Raw genomic sequence first — 21,013 nt, 5'->3', positions numbered from 1 at the left:
GTACGTGGGCCCAGTGACATCGGCAGCTCGCATATCGACCCACGGAACGCGACCACGACCAGGTCAGCTCGCCCTGGTGCCGCCACTGCGTCGGATGCCGCCTGGCAGGTCGCGGAGGTAGGCAGCCAGACCGCAGGTCAGCGCGGGTTGGCCCGGAGAATCAAGCCGCGCGAGGCTACCCGAGCAGAGGGTGGGGAGATCAAATGTCCCCGTCACTACTTGACGTCTTCGGATCCCGAGGTGTCTCTCGTCTCGTTCGGGGGACCATCCCCGCGGGCGCGGGGAGCACGTGTTCCTGAACATCCCCGGGAAGGGGGCGCTGGGACCTGAGCTTGATCCGCTTTGACGGACATTCGAGATCAAGCTCACAACCCACCACCTGGGCTGGGACATCACGCCATGCCACCCCCTTGCGCAGCACGTAGACGATGCCGGTCAGCGCCACCCGGTTGGACATCCGCAACCACCCAGGATGACGATGCCTGTGCGCCGCCCCAGGCGGCAGTAACGGCGCTATACGCACCCACAGTTCATTAAGTACAAGATCAGCTGACACCCCGCAGAGCCTGCCGACGAAGATCATCCAACGCGAACCGACACACCGATGCCATTTTGCAACGATCAGTAAGTGACCTGGGCGTTTCCGGGTGAGGGTGGTCGACTCCATCACTCCACCGATACCGATGAACAGGATGAATTACCTATTCTCCGCACCTCCGCGCCTCGCTGGGGCCGGCCAGTCGGCAGCCTATGGCTTGTCGGTCGGGGCAGGCGTGGCGCGGGGTCAGGTTGGTGTCCGCGCGCGGGGGCGCGGCGACGGCCAAGGTCCGGACGCCGGGGCGGAGAGTGGGCCGGAGCATCGGGGGCAGACCGCCGGGCGGTTGATCCGGACGCGTCGGGCTCCGGCCCGGACCCGGCACGGACACCGCGCAAGCCGCGCGACCTGTGCCCCCGAGCCGTCCCGACCGCGGTGACGCCGAGTGACCGTTCCGGATGCGGCCGTCCGCAGGCTCCCGCAGGATGGCAGAGGCACGCGTCCTCGGGAAACGTCTTGACCTCGGCCTTTCGGAGGGCGACCCACCATGGCGGCACCGGAGCAGCGCAGCAGCCGACGTGGGGTACGGGCCGGGGGACCAGGCGGCAGCGATCCTCGGGCTCGTATCCGGTGGACGGGATGGTCCTCGCGCCGTGCTCGATGAAGTCGGTCGCGGGCATATGGCTCGGCTCAGGCGCCGACGCCCTTCCAGCAGGGAGAGTCAACTATGGACGTCACGATCGTCGGCGCGGGCAACATGGCCCGCGGCATCGCCACCCGCGCCCTCGCGGGCGGCCACCGGGTCCGTCTCGTGGACAACAACCGGGCCAAGGCGGACGCCCTCGCCACCGACCTCGGCGAGGGCGCGAGCGGCGCGGACTTCGACGCGCTGGACGGCGCGGACGTCGTCGTACTCGCCCTGCCGTTCGAGGCGGCGAAGGCCGTGGCCCGTGAGCACGCGCAGGCCCTCGCGGACAAGGTCGTCGTGGACATCTGCAACCCCGTCGACTTCTCCACCTTCGACTCGCTCGTCACCCCGCCCGGCGTGGCCGCCGTCACTCTGGTCGCGGCCGAGGCGCCGCGGGCCCGCTTCGTCAAGGCGTTCAACACGACCTTCGCGAGCACGCTGGTGGAGGGCGAGGTGGCCGGGCAGCCCCTGGACGTGTTCCTCGCGGCGGACGACGACGCGGCGAAGGCGACCGTCACCGAACTCGTCAGGAGCGGCGGCCTGCACCCCGTCGACGCCGGACCGCTGCGCCGCGCCGTGGAGTTGGAGGCCTTCCAATTCCTGCACATGACGCTTCAGGACCGGCTCGGCCTGAAGTGGTCCAGCGCGATCAAGATCCTCCCCCAGTCCTGAGGCGTCCCCGGCCCCGCGCGTACGGGGAGCACGTACGACCGACCAGCGCGCCCTACGACCGACCGGCGCCGCGTACGACCGACAGGCGCGGCGTACAACCGACCAACGCCGCGTGCGGCCACCGGTCATTACGGGAGCCGACGGGCGCCCACGGCGTCCCGGTCGTTCTCGCTGAGCGTGTCACTCACCCGCTTGTTGCGTACCAACTCGCAGATCCTGTCGTACAGGTTCAGCGTGCTGCGCAGAGCAGCGGCGTACTCCTGTGCGAGAGCGCCGAGTTGCGCGCCGGACGCGGAGTCGACCTGACTGCGCAGCATCTTGCACGCGTTGAGCGCGTCGTTGTACCCGGCGAGAAGGCGCGAGGCGTCCTTCTTGCGCGTGGTGTTCAACAGGCGCTTTACGGTGCCACGGCCGTCGACGTCCTTCTCCAGTTGCTCGACGGCGTTCTTGAGCGGTGTGCGCTGCTGCTCGAACTTGTCGTTGGCCTGCCCCATCCGGGCCTTCATGACCTGCGGGTACCTGCTCGAACCGGCTTGTGGCACCTTCGCGTTGTACGGCACCTCGAAGTTGGAGGCGATGTCCAGCACCTCGTGAAGGGTGTGGGCCGCGAGATCCGCGGTGTGGTCGTAGTCGATGCGCCAGAAGCTGAAGATCCCGAGGGCCACGGCGTTCAGCTCTTCGGGCGTGGCGCCGGCCGTTCGTCCCAGGTGCAGCAGCCGCGCGGTCGTGTGCGACGCGCCGGCCCATACGGGAATGCGGTTGCTCCTGGCCATTTTCGTCGACGGCGCCTTCTCGTCGCGCACGGTCGTCTTGGAGCCGCGGTCCGTACTGCTCGCCTTGCGCGTACCGTCCGGGTTCATTTCCTGGGTGTTCTGGACATACGGGCTCCCGGGGCCGCCGTCCGGGGTGTCCGGGAAGACGCCGTTGCCCGCCGTCTCGGGGTCCTTGCGGCCGACGTTGCGGATCTTGAAGTAGTCGTAGACGTCGTGCAGGACGATCATCTTGTCCCTGACGCCGTAGTCCTCCGGGGTGTCGAGGACCTTCAGGAAGTCTCCCCCGAACCCGGTCGGGTGCTGTCCGTGCGGCTTGTCGAAGTGCCGCTGGTAGGGCCCGAAGTTCTCCGGGCCGCCCATCGCCGTACCCCTGCCCCTGGAGAGTTCGCGCATCATCCGGTCCAGGTCGATGCCGCCCCGGTTCGGGTCCGCGAACGTCGCGCCCCCGTCGCCGAGTCGGCCGATCCAGCCGCGTACCTTGCGGAGTACGGAGTCGAGGTCGGCCGCGAACTGCGGATCGCCCTGGAGCTGCTGCGCGTAGAGCTTCTCTTCCCGCCGGCCCTGCTTGTGCAGTACCCAGCCGACCAGCGCGCGGGCGAGGTCCAGGTGGTCGAGGTAGGAGCGGTTCTGCGCCTTGCGCCCGAACGTGGCGCTGCTCTTCGGCCCCGGCTGCCCCACCTCCAGGTCGGCGACCCATTTCCTGGCCTGCTTCGCGACCTCGTCCTTGTTGTCCTCGTACTCCTGGGACAGGGTCGTGTCACCGGACGTGCGGACGGCCTCCGCCACCTTCTCCACCAGTTCGTCGGCCGAACCCGTCGGCAGGCCCCTGGTCCTGGCGGGGTCGTCGGTGTACATCGTGGTGTTGACCTTGACCAAGCGCTGTACGGGGGCGGGTCCGTCCTGCACCGCCGTGGCGGCGCGGGAGGGGGTCGCCGGGGACGTGGCCGCCGTGGACGGGGCCCTCTGCACGCCTGCGAGCGCCCGGGTGGCGTTCGCCTCCGCCGCGCGTTCGAACCTGTCCGACGGGTCGCTGACCTTGAGGTCCCGCACCTCGTGGCTGCCCGCCACCGGTCCGGAACGCTGCTGGATGACGTGGGTGAGTTCGTGCGCCAGCGTGTGCGGGCCGCGGCCGCCGCGACCGAGCACGACGTGCTCGCCGGACGTGTAGGCGAGCGCCCCGATCCCGCGCGCCGAGCGGTGTGCCGCCGTGTCGTCGTGCACCCGTACGGCGCCGAAGTCCGCGCCCAGGCGGTCCTCCATCACCGTGCGCACGCCGTCCTCCAGCGGACGCCCCGGGCGGCGCAGGACGTCGTGGACGGCGCCGGCCACCGCGCCCTCCCGGTTGGCCACGCTCTCCTCCACGTCCGCAGACGCGGACGCGTCACGGGAACGGTCACGGTCACGTTCGCGCTGCACCATCCGTACGAACGCCGCGTTGCCCACGGTGCGTTGCAACTCCTGTGCGGCGGACGCCCGGCGGCCGGCCGACGGGCGCGGACCCGTCCGGCCGCGGTCGGCCCGTTCGCTTCCGCGCTTCTGCCAGTCGTGCATGTCTGGTCCTGTCCTTCCGCCCCGTCGGCGAGTCGCTCCCCCGCCGAGGCTGTGTCCCGCGGGCGGTGTCCAGCAAGGGGCGGAGGGGCAGAGTCGGGGCAGCGCGTCCGGGCAGTCGGCCGATGCCGGGTGCCCCGGTGGTCCAGAAGGTCGGGACAGTCCCGGTGGTCCCGCCCGGAGTGGCGCACGCGCGTGAGCCGGTGAACGCCCTTACGTATATGGGGAGTTGACCGCGTACCAAGTTTCGTTACGCCGCGCTACGAACGTCCCCCGCGACCGTGACGCGCGGCGCCCGCACCCCCGACCTGACGTGCGGTCACTTGCGGCCGCGAGGTTTGGGTATGCTGTGCGCGACACGTTCCGTAATCAACGGACCCGCAAGAGTGACCCCGGCGACGCGCCAACGCCCCGGGGTCCGGCACAAGGACTAGCACTCCCCATGCGCATTCATCGTAACCGCCAGACGCACGGCTTCACCGTCCTTCCCAACGCTCTGCTCCAGGACCGGCGGCTCTCGTACACCGCTCGCGGCTTGCTCACCGACCTCCTCTCACGGCCCGACGGCTGGTCCGAGGACGGTCGCAGCATGGCCGACAGGAGCCCGCAGGGGCGCCACGCCGTTGCCAAAGCCCTGCGTGAGCTGGCCTCTTTCGGTTACTACCGCGTCGACGTGATCCGGCTCGCCGACGGCACGTTCGTCAGCGAGAGCCACGTCTACGACACTCCGCAGACGGCTCCGGATCTCACCCGTCCGGGTTCCGGTAATTCGGCGAGCGGTGGACGTGGCGTCAAACCCGTAAAGAACCTGGGGAAAGTACCCACCCTCCCCGCGCAGCGCTCGCCAGCGACGGCGGGGACGTCCGGAGTGCCCGAGGTGTGTCGGCCGTCGGGAGTGTCGCGGGTCTTGGCGGCCCTGGGCGCTTTGACGGCGTTGGGGGCGCCGGTAGGGGCCGAACCGCCGCTGGCCGGGCCCCCGCCGGACGAGCCGCCGCCAGATGGGCCGCCGCCGGACGGGCCTCCCTCGGGCGGTGGGCTCGGTGAAGCGGTGGCCGTGCTGTTCCGGGTGCTACGGCCCGAGCCTCGCCTACGAGTCGGTACGGGCGAGGCGTTGGCCCTCGCGCCGCTGGTGAGTGGGTGGTTGGAGCGGGGGTACGGCCAACGCGACCTGGCCGAGGCGCTGCTCAGCGGGTTGCCGGCGCGCGTCCACAGCGCGCCCGCGCTTCTACGGGACCGCCTGACGCGAAAGTTGCCCCCGGCGCCTCCGCCCGACGGCTCGGCGATGCCACGTTGGAACGAGTGCGGTACGTGCGCCCGTCCGATCCCGGGCGAGGGTGTCTGCCGCGCGTGCGCGGGCCTGGTCGAGGACGTCGGCGACACGGTGGCGGCGGCGCGGGCGAGCGTCGCGGCCCGGGGCAGAGCGAAAGTCCGCGCGGCCCTCCGCCCCCAGGGGCCGCCTCCGGCGCTGGCGGGAGTCTGACCCCGCGGGTACGTCCGCCCGACCCCCGCGCCCGCGGGCCCATCCCCGCGATCGCGGGGAGCACTCTCGGTGGCGGCCATCGGCGGGGGGCTGGGCTGGGGGGACCATCCCCGCACGTGCGGGGAGCACACTAGATGACCAGGGCTTTCACCTGTTGAAGGTGCCAGAATTCATCACTTTCACGGAAGCCGACATGTAGAATAAATCGCCCATCCTCGCGTCGCCGCTCCTGCGCAGAGCCCAACTGGCGGCCGTCAGCCTACGGCGCGCGCCAGGGCGAGCGGCACTGAGTTCACGGAAAACGCCTCCCCTAGGCGCGCGGGGAGTGACGCCGTCGCTTGTCCGCGAAGCGTGAAGCCGACCGTACGAGTTGGGGGGAGACGGCCGACGGACGGGCTGCTCCTGGGCGTCGTTGACAATCCTCCCGTCGTCCCCCTCATAAACCCTCCGGCCTGCGCTGGAGCGTCCGCCAGCGCGGAGCGTCGTCGTCCGGGGCGTCCGGGGAGGCAAAGTGGAACGGCACTCCGAGGTGGTCGGCCAAGGCCCGGCCCGCCTCGGCTGCGGCGGTGGCTGGCGGTCGACCACCAGGGCCGTGATGGACGGTCGCCAGGTGCCCTTCCCCGGTCGGATGGTCAAGGACCGCGACCAGGAGCACAAACCAGTCGTGGACCGTGTCGCCGTCCCAAAAAGCCTCAACAGCGGCCACCCGGCCAGGGAACTCCGCGGCACGGATCGCGAGTGAGGGAATGTCGAGCGGATCAGGCGGGCTGTGCTGCACGCGGTCGCCCAGAGCCTCATAACGCGCGTGGACCACCTGTTCCGCCTCACGCAGACCCAACTCCAGCGGGCGCAGAGCCTCCCACACGGTCCTGACCGCCATCATCCGGCGGTCACGCAACACGTCCGCGTCGACCTCCTGACGAGTCTGCTCGTCCAAGTAGGCCCACCAACCGCCCACGCAGCCTCCCCCGCCGGGTCCCATGGCGTGTGTCATGCCGAACGTACGTCAATACGGTGCGGACGACCCAGCCGATCAGTTGGCGTGGGGCGCGTCGCGGCGGGCCCGAGGGCCGATCGCCGCGGCCTACGATCCGCGATTGCCGAAGCGGCGCCGCTTCGACGCCTTGCTCCAGCCCTGCGTGACCGCAGGAGTGGAAGGCGACGTGGGCCGGTCCGCAGGTCGGCGGATGAGGGTGAGGCCCTCGTAGTCGACGGGGTGCCACTTGTGATCGTGCGTACGGAAGGTGAAGCCCTGCTCGTTGTCGGTCGAGTAGGCGAGCAGCGCCCTGCCGTTGCCCGCGTACTGGCGGACTTCGTCCCAAAGGGCGTCACGGATACGGGCGGAAGGACCGCCGATGAAGACGCCCGGGGAGATCTCGAGCAGCCAACGCGTAAGGAAGCCGCGCAGGCCGACTGGGCAGTGTGTGAGGACGATGACGGTCACCAGATGACCTCGTCCGATCCCGGATCCGACTCAGGCCCCGACGCCGGCCCAGAACCCGAGCCCGTTCCAGGCCCCACCTCCGTACCCGCGTAGTTGCGTCCGCCTGCCACCTCACGCCCACCGTCGGACTGAAGCGTGACGCGGTCCACGTCCCCGTCCACGGCAGAAGCACTCACCTCGGACGCGCCCGCCGCCGTCAGCAGCAAGGTCTTAATGTCCCGTACACAACGGTCCAGGAGGCCCGTCCGGTTGACCCGGTCGCGCAATGCCCGCCGCGTACGGGAGCCGACCTCCTCCGGGCTCTCCGCCGCCACCTCGAAGGCGACGGGGATGCCGATCTCCGTCTTGTAGAGGTCGGCCACGTCCAGCGCGAAGGACAGTTCGTGGCCGGAGTGGACGAAGCCGAGCCCCGGCGAGCAGCCGAGCGCAGCGATGACGGTCTGGGCGATGCCGTACATGCACTGGGCGGCGGCCGTGATCCCCTGGTTGGGCGGGTCACCAGAGTCGAAGTCGCCGTGGATGTAACGGCGTCCGCGCCACGGAATGCCGACCCGGGCGGCTTCCTTTGCGTAGAAGTCCCGCATCCGCCGGCCCTCGCCGCCGAGCATCTGCTGCCGGGTCATCCGGGCCGGGTCTTCCGCCGGGAAGCGCATCGCGTACATCGCCCGGGCCACCTCGATCCGGGTGCGACGGTTGGCCCACGCGACCGCCTGAGCCTCGACCAGCGCGGAGGAACGGGTCAATGCCCGGCCGCCCGCGTAGAAACGCACGCCGTTCTCGCCGACCCACACCACGCCCGCGCCGCTCTCGCCGAGCAGGGCCATCGCCTGGTGGGTGATCCGGGTGCCGGGGCCGAGCAGCAGCATGCCGATGGCGGCCGAGGGGATGTGCGTGGTGCCTTCGGCGTCGTCGCTGGTGATGGCGTTGGCGTCACGGTTGATGACGCAGCGCTCCAGATAGACGAAGGACAGCCGGTCACCGACGCGGGTCAGTTCACGCGGCGAGGACTGTGGACGCCTGCCGACCGTGCTCACCGAACCCCCGCCGGTGTGACGGGGGCGAGCGTCATCAGCCCGCAACCGTACGCCTTGGCGCGGCCAATGCCGAGGGTGAGCGCACGGCGCAGAGCCTCCGGGTCGGTGACCCGCAGCCGCCCGTCGAAGGTGACGGAGGTCAGCATCACACGGTTGCGCCGCCCGCTGGCCTGCTCGGTCTTCGGAAAGGAGAGTGGTCGGGCGTCGCGCACGGTCAGCTCGTACTCGTCGCCTTGCGGAAGCAGCCTCCGGTCGGCGGGCTTCTCCAGGACGACGAAGCCCCGCCTTTCCTGCTGGGCCAGCAGCCAGTTCATCTGGTGGCGCGGGGTGATGTGCGCGGTCCGCTTGGTGGGCTCGTCCTCCTTGCGGCGAATGCTGTGTACGGGGTTGGCCGTGAGCCGGAACGCCCAGTCGTCACCGGTTCGCAGAGCGGCCAGGAGACCGGTGTAGTCATACGTCTGCCAGCTGCCGCTCGTGGGCCAACCCGCCTGCTCCACAAGGTGGGTGAGGTCGGGTCGGTCCGGCCCGGCGATATAGAGCAGCATGTCGGTCTTGGAGTTGCGATCGACGCGCCACAGGACGCGGCCTTCCCCGGTATCGGGCCGCGTCGGCTCGGCGAAGGAGCACATGACCGCCGCATGCAACGACTGCGGGGAGGCGAGAAGGCGGCGAGCGCCTTGCCGCGCCATGTTGAAACGGAATCGGGTGAGGAACATCAGGCACCGTCCAGCGGGGACAGCAGGGGCAGCTGGGTCGTCGGATCATGAGCGGGTGTGAGTTCGGCGTGGGCGTCGCTCCGACGGGTCCCGCCGCGTGCTCGTGGATTGGGTACGGAGACCGTGTCCGTGCGGTAGCCGCGCAGGGCGTACCGCCGATGCCGCGGATCAAAGCTGAGCGGTTGGTCGCGCACCATGTCGCCGGGGTCCTCGTCAGGTGTGGACTCCACGATCACGGTCAGCCGGGGGAAGGGCTCGCGGTCGAGTCGGCGTTGATACCACGCCGCCGCCATCCACGGCTCGTCCTCCAGTACATGACGGAGGTCGGCTTCGCGGCGCACTCCCAGGTCGACGGGTTCGGCAGGCGGGCAGGAGCGGCGCCCGAGGTAAGGCAGGAAGACGGGCGCCCTCACGGCGGCGTACAGGGCGTCGATCAACGCGTCCTCTCCTTCCACGGCTGCCACGAACACCGCGTCCGCCAGGTAGAAGCGCTCCGAGACCGGCATCGACTTGCCGGTGACAGCGTGATGGGCTGTCTGGAAGTCGCGGATGCGCGTGCCGGGCTGATCGACGCGTACGCCGAAGCGCAGGGCGGCGAGATCGGACAGATCGGCGTCCCGCTCACGTCCCTGGGCGGCGGCGAGCAGGCCGATGACCCCGCTCTTGGTGGGCGCTGTCTCCGTGGTGCGCCGGGCGAAGCGTGCGGAGACGCCCCACGATTGCAGGGGACCGGCCAGCCGCAGAGCCAGGACGCTCATCCACGCTGCTCCAGCCTGGCGGCCACGGCGGCGCCGACAGCGTCCGTCAACTCGGGCAGTGTCACGGCGGTCCCCAGGTCCGCCAGCGGCTCTGTGCCGGGACCGACCCGGACCACCCATGTGTGCGTGTCCTTCTCGACACCGTAAGCGTGCTCGACGTTCGGAACGTACGCGGCCAGGGCAGCGCATGCCTTGGCCAGGTGTCCGCCGTCCTCGTCCGCCCGGACCGGGGTCTCGAAGGCACCCACGAAATTGACGGGACGGGACGTGCGGAGCTTGACGACCACCGCGTCGGGCAGCGTCTGGTTGCCGAAGGTGTTGATCTTTCCGGTGGGGACGGAGGCGGCGAATCCCTTGATGAACGCCTCGACCGCGCGGCGTACCGGATCTGTGACGGGCTCGTCGTCGCGGAGTCCCTGGCCGAGATTACGGCTCAGCGCATCAATGTCCAGGGCCGCGTAGCGGTAGAGCGTGGCGGAGTTGAAGTCGACCGTGCCGATCATGCCGGCACCGGATTCCCCGTCGCCCTCGTTCCGGTCGTCCACGGCGGTGAAGTAGTCGGTCTCGTTCTCCACCGCGTGCACGCTGATGGCGTGGGCGACCTGCGCGGCGGCGTCCACGTTGATGTCGGAGGAGTCGGCGACCATCCGTCCGAACAGGGCGATGTCCACGGAGTGCCGAGTGACGGCGGCTTCACGGGCACGTGCCTTGTTGTCGCGGTTCTTGAAGAACGCCTTGATGTCGCCCGAGCCCTTGATGCCTTCGAGGGCCAGCACGGCGAGAGCGTCGAACTGGCGGGCGCTGAGAAACATCAGGTAGGAGGATTCCGGAGCGGGCGCGTCCGCCCCGCCCTTCGCGGCGTCGGCCGACTTGCGCTTCGGGGGCTCGATCTTGGCCCCGGTGGCGGCGTGGACCGCCTCCGCGGCCGCGGCCAAGGCCGTCTCCCGGGCCAGCGACGGCTCCAGGGCACTGATGCGCTCGGCCAGTGCCGCGGCCACCTTCTTTGTCCGCACCCCGAGTTCGGACGGGTCAAGCAGGCTTTCGAAGGCCTTGCGGGTGGCCCGCTTCCACGCCTGGCTGGAAACGCGGGCGCGGCGCACGCCACCGTAGACAGCTGTCTTCGGTGCGCCGGTGTCGTCACGGTTGAGGTTGCTCGGGGGAACAGTGTGCAGGATGTGCACATCCACGATGGTGCGGCTCACTGAGCGTCCTTGTCGCTGTCCGGAGCGGTGTCCGGGGTGGTCGGAGTCTTGGAAGTGGCCGGGGCGGGCGGGCGGTAGGCGTGGAAGGCACGTCCCCACGCTCGGTGCACAGCCGCAGGACCGGCCGGCTGCTGCCACTGGTAGAGCTGGTCGGCGAGCAGTCCGTAGTCCAGCGGAATATCCGCCTGACGCAGCAGCAGCACCAGGTCGCGCAGCCGCTGGGCGAGCACCGGGAGGGAAGAGGCGGTGGCGGTGCGGACGAAGCGCCGGAGAATCCGGTCGTCGAACGCTCCGCTGTCCGGCATCAAGCGCCTTACAGCAACGCCCAGTTCGGGTCCGCCGGTGATGTGCATGGCCGCGGACCGGTGCGACTGCTGGTGGAGGGCCCACAGGGTCACGGCGATATGCAGGGCTTGCTCGGCCTGTTCCATCCGCCGCTCGCCCCAGTCGGGCGCCTCGGCGTACAGGGTGTCCGTGCCGGTCATGCCCCACAGGTCGGGAAGCTCGCCGGCCGGTCTCCCCGCGCCGCGCCGCAGTCGGGCCAGAGCGGCGACGGCGTCCGGCCGGTCGTCCCTGTAGCCATGCTGAATGCGGCCCACATGGGCGCGTACGGTGCTGCCGACCAACGTCAGCACGCGTCCCCGGGTTCGCGTCGGTTCGGTGGTTGAGGGGGTGTCCTGACCGGCCGGATCGCCGATCGCGGTTGTGGTCATACGGGTGCTCTCTCGTCGTTGTCAGGGCTCGCCACGCCGGCTCCGGTACGGCGTTTGGGCAACGCCTGATTGATACGGGACCGGAAACGCAGGTCGGCCAGGGTGTCGTCGAGCCACCGGGGGCCCTGCGGCGTCTCCACGTTCCGTCCTGTCCAGCCCGCCCGTCCCGAGGCGTCGAGCAGGCCGCGGGCCAGTCGGCTGAGCACGCGGTGAACCGTGTGCTGCCAGTCTGCACGGGCCTGCTCCGGGTCGCCGGTGTCGCCGAGCCTGCTCAACCACTGCCGGTAGGGCCCGTCCAGCTCGCCGAATCCGAGGTCGCGAGCCGCTTCGCGGGGCGCGTCCGGCAGAGCGCCGCAAGCCTGTGCCAGTTCGGCCGCGAGGCTACCCAGAGCGTTGACGGACTTCTCCGTGTCGGCGACGGCGCCGACAGCTTCCTTCCCGTAGCGGAAGTCGTGTTCATGGAGCAGGACGACGGCCATGGCGACACCGTCATCCACCATTTCGTCGATGACGGACTGCTGAGTGCCGTAGTGGGCACCGACGGTGCGGACCCGGATCAGGCTGCGCCGAGGCAGCAGTTCCTCGGTGGCCAGACGGGCGACCCATTTCACGATGCCGGGCCGAATGGCCGACGGGGGGCCGGTACGCCGGGCGGCGCCGGGCTCGCCCTCGGAATGCAGCAGACTCTCCAGTCCGCGCCAGGCGGCACGGGCCGGCTGGTGCTCCTGCGGCATGTACACCTGCGCCTGGCCGGTCTTCTTCTCCTGGGCGGTGCTGCGCCGCCAGCCGGTCATGGGCTCAAGGTGCTGCATGTTCCGCTGGGCGAGCGGATCGCCGTACCCCAGCACAACGCCGTGTACGTCATCACCGTCGTGGACCAGGCGCAGCCGCCTCGACTGCCAGGTGTAAAGGTCACGGGGGCCGGCCGGACGCCTCTTGAGTTCCACTTCGTCGGACGCTGCCGGGCCGCGCTGCTCCTGGCGCCAGGCGGGGCGGTCGAGTTCGCGCTCCCACTGGATGCCTGTCGTGTCGGCGGCGACCAGGTTGAGCAGCAGTGTCTCGCGCAGGTTCCGCCCTTCCGCGTACACCCCGCCCAGATTCCCGGCCCAGGCGACACCTTGCGGATATCCCTTTCCACCCTTGACCCTCGGGTCGCCCACGGCACCGGACTTGATACCGGAGGTGTCGAACGCCTGGGCGTGCACGACCCATCGGGCGGCCTCGGCGAAACCGATGCGTCCAGCCTCGGGCATGCGCATGGTGAAGAAGGGATCGCCGTTGGGTACATCGGCGACGATCCTATTGAGGGACGCTGCCTCGTCCTTCTCCGTCCGCAGACCGCTCACCTGGAAGAAGGGCGCTTTTTCGTCGAGCAGGTCGAAGCGCCCCCGGTGGCGCTCCAGGTACGCGGACACCACAGCCATGGAGTCGGGATCGGACCAGAGATCCTCCCAGTCGTCCAGATCCTCCGGCCCTTCCACCGCGTCGTGGAGGATCGCCAGCAGCAGCCGCAACAGCGCAAACTCCTGCGTGGGTACATCCCCCACCAGCCGTCGTACGCCCGCCGCCTGGGCGAACACCTGGTGCAACGACAACTCCGCGGTCGTACCGTCGCTTCGCACGACGGGCAGCCAGGGGCGGGAGACGAGATCGAAGGACGGCACGCCGCTCACCAGCCTCACATCACGTGCACCGGCCGGTGTGACGGTCAGACCGTCGGTGCTGCTGTAGTGGAGTTCGTAGCCTGCCAGTTGGGTACGACAGTCCTCGTCCAGCGCGAGAATCAGTTCACCGGCCAGCCAGGGACAGTCCTTCTCCTGCCAGGCGGGAAAGCACAGTTCCTCAAGCTCCTGAATAACCCGATCCACCATCCAGGGCTTGGAGAAGTGGTACGGCAGCCGGAGGGCACTGGCGGCGACCGCCCGGGCCGCGCGCGACGGTGGGACCGCGTCTGTGGGCAGCGGGAGACCGCCGAGGCCCTTCTCCAACCAGGGCACGGTAGTGAACGACCCGTCCGAATGCCGCTGCACGACGAGAACCTCCAGGCTCTCCTCGCTGTCGCGTACCTGGGCCCGGCCGGTCGGTGTGTCGTCCGCCTCCCCCGTACCCGCGTCTATCCAGCCGACGAGCGACCGGCCCGGTCGACGTATCTTGTCGAGCCGGAAAACAGCCGCCCGGGCCCGCTGGTCGCCGAAGCGCACTTCCTGGTCGCGGTGTGCCTCGGCCATGGCGTCGGCCCACTCGGCAGGACCTTCCGGCGCGGCTCCGTAGGCCCGCTGCACGAGCCGTTCGATGTCGGCGGGCAGGCTGACCGGGTGGCCGTCGAGGTGGGGGCGCAGCACCGCCAGCGCGCGCAGCAGCGTGTAGCGCCCGTACACCGCCGCCGAGCCGCGGACCGGCTCGGGAGGCACCGTGTTCCAGTCCACGCCTGTGACGAAGCAGCGGGGAATACGTACCTTGCGCGGCCGGTCGTGCTGCTCCGGACCGCCACGATGGTGCCGGTGCAGCCTGCCCATGCGCTGGAGTACGAGGTCGACGGGGGCCAGATCGGTGACCAGCAGGTCGAAGTCGATGTCGAGTGACTGCTCGGCGACCTGACTGGCCACGACGATGTGCGGTCCGTTCGGCCGGGAGCCGCCCGGACCGAACCGAGCCAGCAACTCGTCGTCCTTGCACGCCCGATCGGCGTCAAGGAAGCGTGAGTGCGCCACCGTGACGCTCTCCGCCCCGAAGCGCTCACGCAGGCGTTCGGCCGTCTGCAGAACCCGGTCCACGGTGTTGCGGACAACGAGGGCGCAGCCCCCTTCGGACAGGCAGTCGGCCAAGCGGTCGGTCAGCACGCTCAGTTCGTCGTCCAGCGGCTCGATCCGGACGTCCGTGTGCCGCTCGGACGCCGCCGGTGGCCGAGCCGTCATCGGTTCCGTGCCGGGGGCGACGGTGGTCACCAGGGGATACCCGGACCCGCCCAGTACCGCGGCGGTGCCCTCCGACTCACCGGCGTACGCCTCTATCAGCGCGCGGCGACGATCGGCCGGCAGCGTCGCCGACAGCATCACCACCGGCACGCGGTAGCCGCCCAGCCAGGACAACACCCGTTCGAGGTAGACGCTCATATAGGCGTCGTAGGCGTGGATCTCGTCGATCACGACCACCTTGCCCGCAAGCGCGAGGTGCCGCAGAGCGAGGTGGCGGCTTTTCAGCCCGGCGAACAGCAGTTGGTCGACCGTGCCCACCGCAAAGGAGGCGAGCATTCCCTTCTTCCGCCCGCGCAGCCATTGGTGGGCCACAAGCTCCGCCGAATCCTTACGAGTGTTCTTCCGGGAGGGCGCCGACACCCCTGTCTCGCCGTCGAGGTCCACCGCCGCGATCGTCCGGGCGCCCAACTGCGAGAGATACGCGTACTGGTCATTCAGGGCCGCCTTCGCATGGGCGAGGAAGACCGAGTGCTGCTCCGAACCCGGCATACCGCGCAGCCACGAGATCACCCGGGAGAACATCGCGTTTCCGGTGGCGCGGGTCGGCAGCGCGACGAAACATCCTCCCGCGCCGCTGCGCGCGGCGAAGATCTCGGCCACCGCGAGAGCCGCCTCGGTCTTCCCCTCACCCATGGGTGCTTCGATCACCATCAGGCCGGGGGCCGCCATCTCCCGCGCCATGCGCACCGCTGCTTCCTGTACCGGCCTGATCCCCGCCCCCGGAGGCAGCGCGAAGCGGCTCGCAAACAACTCGGCCGCCGTCCCTATCGGTTCCTCGGGCGCCCAGGGTGCTGGCAGGTCGATGCCGCGCCACGCCGCAGCCAACCGCTCGGCTCCGGTCCGCCCAGCGGCCCCCGGGTAATAGGGGAACAACTCGGCACTGCTGGCGATCCAGTCGGCGACAATGACCAGCGCCGTGAGCATGACCTGAGCCGGCTGGGACAGTTTGACCTGGCGCCAGTCCGCGAGTCGCTGCTGCACCCCGTACACACGGGCACAGGCGTCCAGCAGTTCGGTCTGGACCTGCCGCCAGCACTCCTCGTCGGCGCCTCGCGCTCGCAACAACTCCGGGTGCAGATCGAGGTCGTGGATCTGCTCATGCCCCGGCGGCACTCCGTGATGACCACCAGCGATGACGGCGAACTGGGCAGCTGACCTCCCGGTCCATCCATACCGCCGCTCCAGCCACTCCTGGATCAGCAACTGCCCGGCCAACCCGTGCGGAGCCATCCGGCGGTCGTCGCCGTACTGCTGGCGCTGCTCCATGTGAAGCCCCGCTTCCCGCATGGCGTTGGCCAACAAGTCGACCTGGCATGCGAACGCAGGAGTGGCCTTACCAATGTCGTGGGTAGCGGAGAGCCATATCACGAGAAGCCGTGCGTCGCTCTCACCGGCTGGCAGCCCTTCGGCCACCAACGACTTGACGCTGCGCGGCACCCATCGATCCCATAGCAGTTCCGCGACTCCGGCGCTGTCTTCCATGTGCTGCCACAGGGGAAGCCAGCCGTCCGTCTTACGGTCGTGCTTCGCCCACACCGTACGCGTCGCGCCCGTCAATTCCCTCCCCAGGGAGAGGCGTTCGGCATGTGCTGCGGTCATGCCGTCATTCAACAACAGCGCCCCCTCGTCGAGGTGTTTATCACACAGAAAGCCGGTATTGATCATAGATAGCTTGTCTTGATCGAAATTGATCGCGCAATGCGCGGCTGTGCGCGGCCGTGGTGGCGATGCGGTCGGTAGGGCACCGCGTTCGCGCGCGGAGTGATCGGCGCCAGCCGATCGATGCCGGGCCGGCCCGGCCCTTCCCCGAGAGGGTCGGGACCGCACCGGCTCAGCTTTGCGCGGCTCGCTATCGTGCCAGCCCGCATCGACGGCGACGCGTCCGACGACCGGGGTTCCAGCCCCCGACGAGGATGAGAACGACGATGGTCACGACGAGGCCGCGCGCGCCCACGTCGACGACGGCCTGCGATCCGGCCCCGGCGGCCAAGGCGGCCGCCAACAAGCCCGTCACCTGGCGGTCACGCTGCCGACCCGCCACCGAAGGCCTCCACCTCTGTACCATCAATATGCCTCCTTCGTCACCTGAGGGAGCGATGGCCGGGCCCCTCCGATCGCGAGTCGGGGGCCCGGCCGTTTTGCTCAACGTCCTTGTCTTCACAGGGCGTTGGGCGGTCCGCGCCGATACTGCCGCAGCGTAGCGGAGGGCAAGAGCTACGGCAAATTACTGGTTTGAGGAGTTGGTTCTGGTCTGGTGACATTACCTAGTTAGAAAAATGAGCGGACATTCACGATGGCTGCCCTGCTCGTTGGAAAGGTCCCCGCATGCGCGAGGAGCACGCGTAGCGTCCCTCATCTGATGACATGACCTAGGGACCATCCCCGCGCGTGCGGGGAGCACACCACTTGAACTTTGTTACACCGTGCAGCATAGGAGACCATCCCCGCGCGTGCGGGGAGCACAGGCCGCGCTGGACACCGCCGGGCACGGTGGCGGGACCATCCCCGCGCGTGCGGGGAGCACCGTGCAGCCGGACGGGGGCGCCGCGTGAGGACGGGACCATCCCCGCGCGTGCGGGGAGCACATCATCGGTAACGCGCAGACCCGGGCCCTGTGGGGACCATCCCCGCGCGTGCGGGGAGCACTGGCTTCCGTACGTCGCCCGCGTTGAACCGAAGGGACCATCCCCGCGCGTGCGGGGAGCACATCCGCACGTCCAACGCCGCGCCGCTGAGCAGGGGACCATCCCCGCGCGTGCGGGGAGCACCCTAGATGACCTGCGGGTTTGCTACTTGGGTGGGGCCGATTCCATCACTTTCATCGAGACCGTCATATGGGATATATCGGCCACATTCAATGCCTTGCGACGGTCGAATGGGCCGCCGCTTCTGGCTCGCCGATCGGCACTACGCGGTCCTCGTACTCAGCGGCTCCGGCGGCCACGAGCACGACAGACGGGTCAAGCAAGTGGTCACCACGCGCCAGCGTAGGAGCGGGCGCCGAAAGCGAGTCCTTCGAAGGGCTTGGACAGCAGGAACTCCTCGAACCCGTCGGCGGCCAGCCGGACCCACCGGCTCAGCATTTCCGGCAGCTCCTCGATCGCGGTGTCGGCGAGTTCCGCGTCGAAATGCCGGGCCTGGTCCTCCGGCAGGGACTCCCGGATCTCACGGATGGTTCGCAGGGGATGGACCTCGGACGCGGACGAGTGCGGAACGCCACCAGGTGCAGTGGTCATGTTCATCTCCTTCGCCGCATACGGACTACTGCCTTGTACCAGGCTAAGGCCACACGCAGAGTGCCCGCCTCGCCCGGGCGCGAGGCGATGGCGCGGCGCCCCCGTGACGGGGATACCTCGCGTCGAGAAGTTAGGTTAGGGTGCCCTAAGTACGAGCCGCCGAGCGGTCCGCACCTCACCCCCGGCCCGCGAGCGCAGCGCACCTGCGGAACAGGACGTCAGCCATGATTCTGGAACTGGTCGCCACCCCGGCGAAGACCGAAGCGCGAACCGAAGCGCGGACCGCCGCCGCGCAGGCAACCGCGCGGACCGACGCCGAGTTCGCCGAGATCGTCGCCGCCCTCACCCGCCGCGGCTTCCTCGGCGGCGTCGCGGGCGCCGGCGCGCTCCTCGGCCTCGCGGCCTGCGGCAACGACGCCCACGACAACGGTTCGGCCCCCGCCGCATCCTCCGCGCCGCGCAGCCTGACGGGCGCGTACGGCACCGTACGCGCGCCGGGGAAGCCGCGCCGGGTCGTCGCCCTGAGCAAGGCGGCGCTGAGCACGCTGCTCGACGTCGGTCTGACGCCCGTCGGCACCGACAACGGCGAGGCGGAGGTCGCCCTGACGCAGTACCGCACCGTGGTGAAGGGGTTGCCGACCGTCGGCGAGTACGGGGCCTTCGACGTCGAGAAGATCGCCGCGCTCCGGCCCGACCTGGTGATCGCCTTCGACACGTACGTCGACGCCGCCCTCTACCGCAAGCTCAGCGCCATCGCCCCGACTTACGCGCTCCGGACGGCCCAGGGCGTCATCCCCTGGCAGCAGGCCACCGCCGCGTTCGCCGACGCCGTCGACCGCAACGACCGTCTCAACTCGCTCAAGAGCACGTACGACGCCAGGCTCGCCGCCGTAAGGGCCCAGTACGCGGCCGAGTTGACCGGTCACCGCTGGGAGGTCGTACAGGCCGCCGCGGCCGGGACCTTCTACCGCTACCTGCCCAGCAGCGATCCGTCCGCCATTCTCGGTGAGTTGGGCGCGAAGCTCGGCAACGCCGGTGCGAAGGGCGCCAATTACTGGGGCCACGACCTGTCCTACGAGACCATCGACCAGCAACTCGGCGCCGCCGACGTCATCCTGTCCGTCGCCGTCGGCAGCGAGCCACTGCTCGCGCAGCCCCTGTGGAAGAAGCTGCCCGCCGCCCGCGCGGGTCACGTCTACACCACCGACCTGCTGTTCCCCTCCTCCTACAGCGGCGCGCTCGGCCTGCTCGACTTCATCGCCGACGCCTGTCAGAAGATTCGCGCCTCGCGCTGAACGTTCGTGCCCGGCGGTGCCCTCCGGGCGGGCGTCCGTACGCCCTGCTCGCGAGGGTGCCGGGGGTACGCGCGCGGCCGGCGTCGGGTCAGCCGCGCCGCAGCATCATGACGACGGCCACGATGATGATGACGACCACTACGGTGCCGATACCTATGTACATCGCACGCTCCATTTCCGAGTGAACGGTTGTCCGCTCCCGCGACCCGCGGAGCCGGGAGGCTCTGCGGTCGGGGTGCCCGTTACGTCTGCGGGTGCTCTCGGGGGGCGTTCCCACGCGGGAATCGGGCGAGGTGGAGTGCGGGCGCCACGAACGGGTATTCGGTTCGTGGCGTTCGACGTTCCCGCTCGCGCGGGCCGACGGTCGTCCGGTACGTCGCTGCGAGTCAGCGTCCTGGCCGCAGTTGGGACGTACGTTTCGGTGGGCGCAGAGCCAGTTGCGACGCCCACCGCGCCAACGTACGTGTAGGGCAGCAACGTTGCGCTGCGCGCCCGGCGCCCGGTTCGAGGAGCGGCCGACGCCGCCCCCATCCCCGGGATGCGGGGAGCACGCCGCCCTGGACAAGCTCGTCAAGGACAAGCCAGGACCACCCCCGCAGGGCGGGGAGTACGTTCCAAGACATTCTGTCGTCCAAGATCGGCATGGGACCAACCCCGCGTGCGCGGGGAGCACCGGCGGTGCCGTTGACGACTACCGGTGCCATCGGGACCAACCCCGCGTGCGCGGGGAGCACGACTTCCGGCACGGCCGGGCGCTGTTGACCACGGGACCAACCCCGCGTGCGCGGGGAGCACACTAAGTGACCAGGGGGTTTGCCGGGCGGGCGGGCCTGATTCTATGACTTTGGCGGTCACCGGCACCCCCAGGGCTGCTGCTCCGGCCACGCCGCCCGGCCCGCCCCCAACGCCCGCCTCGGCCCTCGGGGTGAGTTCAACGTACGCGCGACCCCGTACCCCCGCCCCCGCCCGCGCGGGCCAAGCGGTCCGCGAGGGTGAGCAGATCCGGCAGCCGGAGGACCCGGCCCCGCGCACCGGGCAGGGGTACGTGGAGTGGGTCCGTCCAGCGCGCGGGGATCGCGCCGACCCCGTACACCGCCCCGGCCAACGCCCCCGTGACCGCGCCGACCGTGTCCGTGTCACCGCCGAGGTTCACGGCGGCCCGCACGGCGTCCTCATACGAGGAAGTGGTCCGCACCGCCCAGACCGCGGAGCCGAGGCAGGGCCGGACCGCGCCGTTGAACTCCGTGGCCGACTCGGGGTGCCAGTCGGGGGCCAGTACGGTCGCGTACCGCTGCCGGTGGTCGGGATCGGCCGCGGCCAGGGTGTCCAGAACGGCCGCGACCGGGTCGCCGCCGTCCAGCGCGACCCGCAGCAACTCGTGGAAGATCGCCGTGCCCTCCCACGCCGCCGGGTCGCCGTGCGTGAGGGCGGCCAGCCGGCGCCCGGCCGCCATCGTGGCCGCCCGGCCGTGCCCGGCGAAGTACACGCCCGAGGTCGCCGCCCGCATCAGCGCGCCGTTGCCCGCCGCCCGGAGATTCGTACGGAAGTGGGCCTCGGCAGCCCGGTCCCAGGGAAGGCCGTTGGTCAGTACGTCCTCGGTCTGCAACCCGATGTCCTTGGGATCGTCCGCCGCCCACCGCTGGAAGCGCGCGAACACGTCCGGCAGGTCGAGACCGCCGCGTTCCAGCAGCGATTCACCGACGTGCACGGCCATTTGCGTATCGTCCGTGGCCTCGCCCGGATCCCAGCCGCCGCCCCCGCACATGTCAGCGGCGGGCGTGTCGCCGGGCCGGGCCCGCCAAGGGAAACGGGCCGAGAAGGAGCCCGGCGGGCCGAATTCGAAGGGGGCGCCCAGTGCGTCGGCCGCCGCCGAGCCGACCACCGCGCCCGAGGCGCGCGCTACGCGATCCATATCAACGGTCCAGGGACTCCTGACGAGTTGAG

Annotated in this window: 14 protein-coding genes and 1 CRISPR repeat array; of the genes, 2 read left to right on the top strand and 12 right to left on the bottom strand. The window is 70.0% G+C overall.

Translation table 11 applies throughout. From position 1 onward, the window contains the following. Window positions 1–199: 199 nt before the first annotated feature. Window positions 200–583, bottom strand: coding sequence for a transposase (locus tag OHA30_RS34025; RefSeq protein WP_443045102.1), 384 nt, complete (start codon window positions 581–583; stop codon window positions 200–202). A 679-nt stretch (window positions 584–1,262) separates the two neighbouring features. On the opposite strand from OHA30_RS34025, the gene OHA30_RS18215 reads away from it, so the two are divergent. Then, window positions 1,263–1,895, top strand: a complete 633-nt coding sequence (locus tag OHA30_RS18215; RefSeq protein WP_328914914.1) for an NADPH-dependent F420 reductase — start codon at window positions 1,263–1,265, stop codon at window positions 1,893–1,895. Window positions 1,896–2,023: 128 nt separating this feature from the next. Here the strand turns inward: OHA30_RS18215 and OHA30_RS18210 are convergent, their stop codons facing one another. The 10 genes from OHA30_RS18210 to OHA30_RS18165 all read right to left on the bottom strand — a co-directional run bounded on the left by OHA30_RS18210 (window position 2,024) and on the right by OHA30_RS18165 (window position 17,774). Then, on the bottom strand, window positions 2,024–4,219 hold the full coding sequence (locus OHA30_RS18210) for an eCIS core domain-containing protein (RefSeq protein WP_328914913.1): 2,196 nt from the start codon (window positions 4,217–4,219) through the stop codon (window positions 2,024–2,026). A 1,913-nt stretch (window positions 4,220–6,132) separates the two neighbouring features. Continuing rightward, the gene (locus OHA30_RS18205) at window positions 6,133–6,654 is read right to left on the bottom strand and encodes a hypothetical protein (RefSeq protein WP_328914912.1); all 522 of its coding nucleotides are present in this window, start codon (window positions 6,652–6,654) and stop codon (window positions 6,133–6,135) included. 126 nt (window positions 6,655–6,780) lie between these two features. Next, window positions 6,781–7,140 carry a type I-E CRISPR-associated endoribonuclease Cas2e gene (gene cas2e / locus OHA30_RS18200; RefSeq protein ID WP_328914911.1) on the bottom strand — a complete coding sequence of 120 codons (360 nt, stop codon included), beginning with the start codon at window positions 7,138–7,140 and terminating at the stop codon, window positions 6,781–6,783. Further along, entirely contained in the window at window positions 7,137–8,174 is a 1,038-nt protein-coding gene (gene cas1e, locus OHA30_RS18195; RefSeq protein WP_328914910.1) for a type I-E CRISPR-associated endonuclease Cas1e, read from the bottom strand. Before cas1e ends, cas2e begins: the two co-directional genes overlap by 4 nt. Continuing rightward, entirely contained in the window at window positions 8,171–8,890 is a 720-nt protein-coding gene (gene cas6e / locus OHA30_RS18190) for a type I-E CRISPR-associated protein Cas6/Cse3/CasE (protein ID WP_328914909.1), read from the bottom strand. Before cas6e ends, cas1e begins: the two co-directional genes overlap by 4 nt. Continuing rightward, on the bottom strand, window positions 8,890–9,648 hold the full coding sequence (gene cas5e, locus OHA30_RS18185; protein WP_328914908.1) for a type I-E CRISPR-associated protein Cas5/CasD: 759 nt from the start codon (window positions 9,646–9,648) through the stop codon (window positions 8,890–8,892). The genes cas6e and cas5e overlap by 1 nt, the downstream gene beginning before the upstream one ends. Beyond that, entirely contained in the window at window positions 9,645–10,850 is a 1,206-nt protein-coding gene (cas7e, locus tag OHA30_RS18180; protein WP_328914907.1) for a type I-E CRISPR-associated protein Cas7/Cse4/CasC, read from the bottom strand. Before cas7e ends, cas5e begins: the two co-directional genes overlap by 4 nt. Beyond that, window positions 10,847–11,563 (bottom strand): type I-E CRISPR-associated protein Cse2/CasB, encoded by a 717-nt coding sequence (gene casB / locus OHA30_RS18175; protein WP_328914906.1) that lies wholly within the window; start codon window positions 11,561–11,563, stop codon window positions 10,847–10,849. The genes cas7e and casB overlap by 4 nt, the downstream gene beginning before the upstream one ends. Next, a complete protein-coding gene (gene casA, locus OHA30_RS18170) occupies window positions 11,560–16,137 on the bottom strand; it encodes a type I-E CRISPR-associated protein Cse1/CasA (RefSeq protein ID WP_328917900.1) in 4,578 nt (1,525 codons plus the stop codon). Before casA ends, casB begins: the two co-directional genes overlap by 4 nt. Before the next feature lie 773 nt (window positions 16,138–16,910). Further along, window positions 16,911–17,306: a CRISPR direct-repeat array (repeat unit 29 nt; unit sequence GGGACCATCCCCGCGCGTGCGGGGAGCAC). Between the two features lie 204 nt (window positions 17,307–17,510). Beyond that, on the bottom strand, window positions 17,511–17,774 hold the full coding sequence (locus tag OHA30_RS18165) for a hypothetical protein (RefSeq protein WP_328914905.1): 264 nt from the start codon (window positions 17,772–17,774) through the stop codon (window positions 17,511–17,513). 224 nt (window positions 17,775–17,998) lie between these two features. Between OHA30_RS18165 and OHA30_RS18160 the strand changes: the two genes are divergently transcribed. Continuing rightward, a complete protein-coding gene (locus tag OHA30_RS18160; protein ID WP_328914904.1) occupies window positions 17,999–19,069 on the top strand; it encodes an ABC transporter substrate-binding protein in 1,071 nt (356 codons plus the stop codon). A 931-nt stretch (window positions 19,070–20,000) separates the two neighbouring features. Here OHA30_RS18160 and OHA30_RS18155 read toward each other — a convergent pair. Further along, the gene (locus tag OHA30_RS18155) at window positions 20,001–20,981 is read right to left on the bottom strand and encodes an ADP-ribosylglycohydrolase family protein (protein WP_328914903.1); all 981 of its coding nucleotides are present in this window, start codon (window positions 20,979–20,981) and stop codon (window positions 20,001–20,003) included. Window positions 20,982–21,013 lie beyond the last annotated feature (32 nt).

The sequence above is a fragment of the Streptomyces sp. NBC_00223 genome (assembly GCF_036199905.1).
In the GTDB taxonomy this organism is placed as follows: domain Bacteria; phylum Actinomycetota; class Actinomycetes; order Streptomycetales; family Streptomycetaceae; genus Actinacidiphila.
The sequence above is the reverse complement of the archived record's forward strand: the minus strand, read 5'-3'. Positions and strand labels throughout refer to the sequence as shown.

Excerpts from the sequence above, each read along its gene's own strand:
- OHA30_RS18215 (WP_328914914.1), top strand. The coding sequence starts at position 1,263 with ATGGACGTCACGATCGTCGGCGCGGGCAACATGGCCCGCGGCATCGCC.
- cas6e (WP_328914909.1), bottom strand. The coding sequence starts at position 8,890 with ATGTTCCTCACCCGATTCCGTTTCAACATGGCGCGGCAAGGCGCTCGC.
- OHA30_RS18210 (WP_328914913.1), bottom strand. The coding sequence starts at position 4,219 with ATGCACGACTGGCAGAAGCGCGGAAGCGAACGGGCCGACCGCGGCCGG.
- casB (WP_328914906.1), bottom strand. The coding sequence starts at position 11,563 with ATGACCACAACCGCGATCGGCGATCCGGCCGGTCAGGACACCCCCTCA.
- casA (WP_328917900.1), bottom strand. The coding sequence starts at position 16,137 with ATGACCGCAGCACATGCCGAACGCCTCTCCCTGGGGAGGGAATTGACG.
- OHA30_RS34025 (WP_443045102.1), bottom strand. The coding sequence starts at position 583 with ATGATCTTCGTCGGCAGGCTCTGCGGGGTGTCAGCTGATCTTGTACTT.
- OHA30_RS18155 (WP_328914903.1), bottom strand. The coding sequence starts at position 20,981 with ATGGATCGCGTAGCGCGCGCCTCGGGCGCGGTGGTCGGCTCGGCGGCG.
- OHA30_RS18165 (WP_328914905.1), bottom strand. The coding sequence starts at position 17,774 with ATGACCACTGCACCTGGTGGCGTTCCGCACTCGTCCGCGTCCGAGGTC.
- cas5e (WP_328914908.1), bottom strand. The coding sequence starts at position 9,648 with ATGAGCGTCCTGGCTCTGCGGCTGGCCGGTCCCCTGCAATCGTGGGGC.
- OHA30_RS18160 (WP_328914904.1), top strand. The coding sequence starts at position 17,999 with ATGATTCTGGAACTGGTCGCCACCCCGGCGAAGACCGAAGCGCGAACC.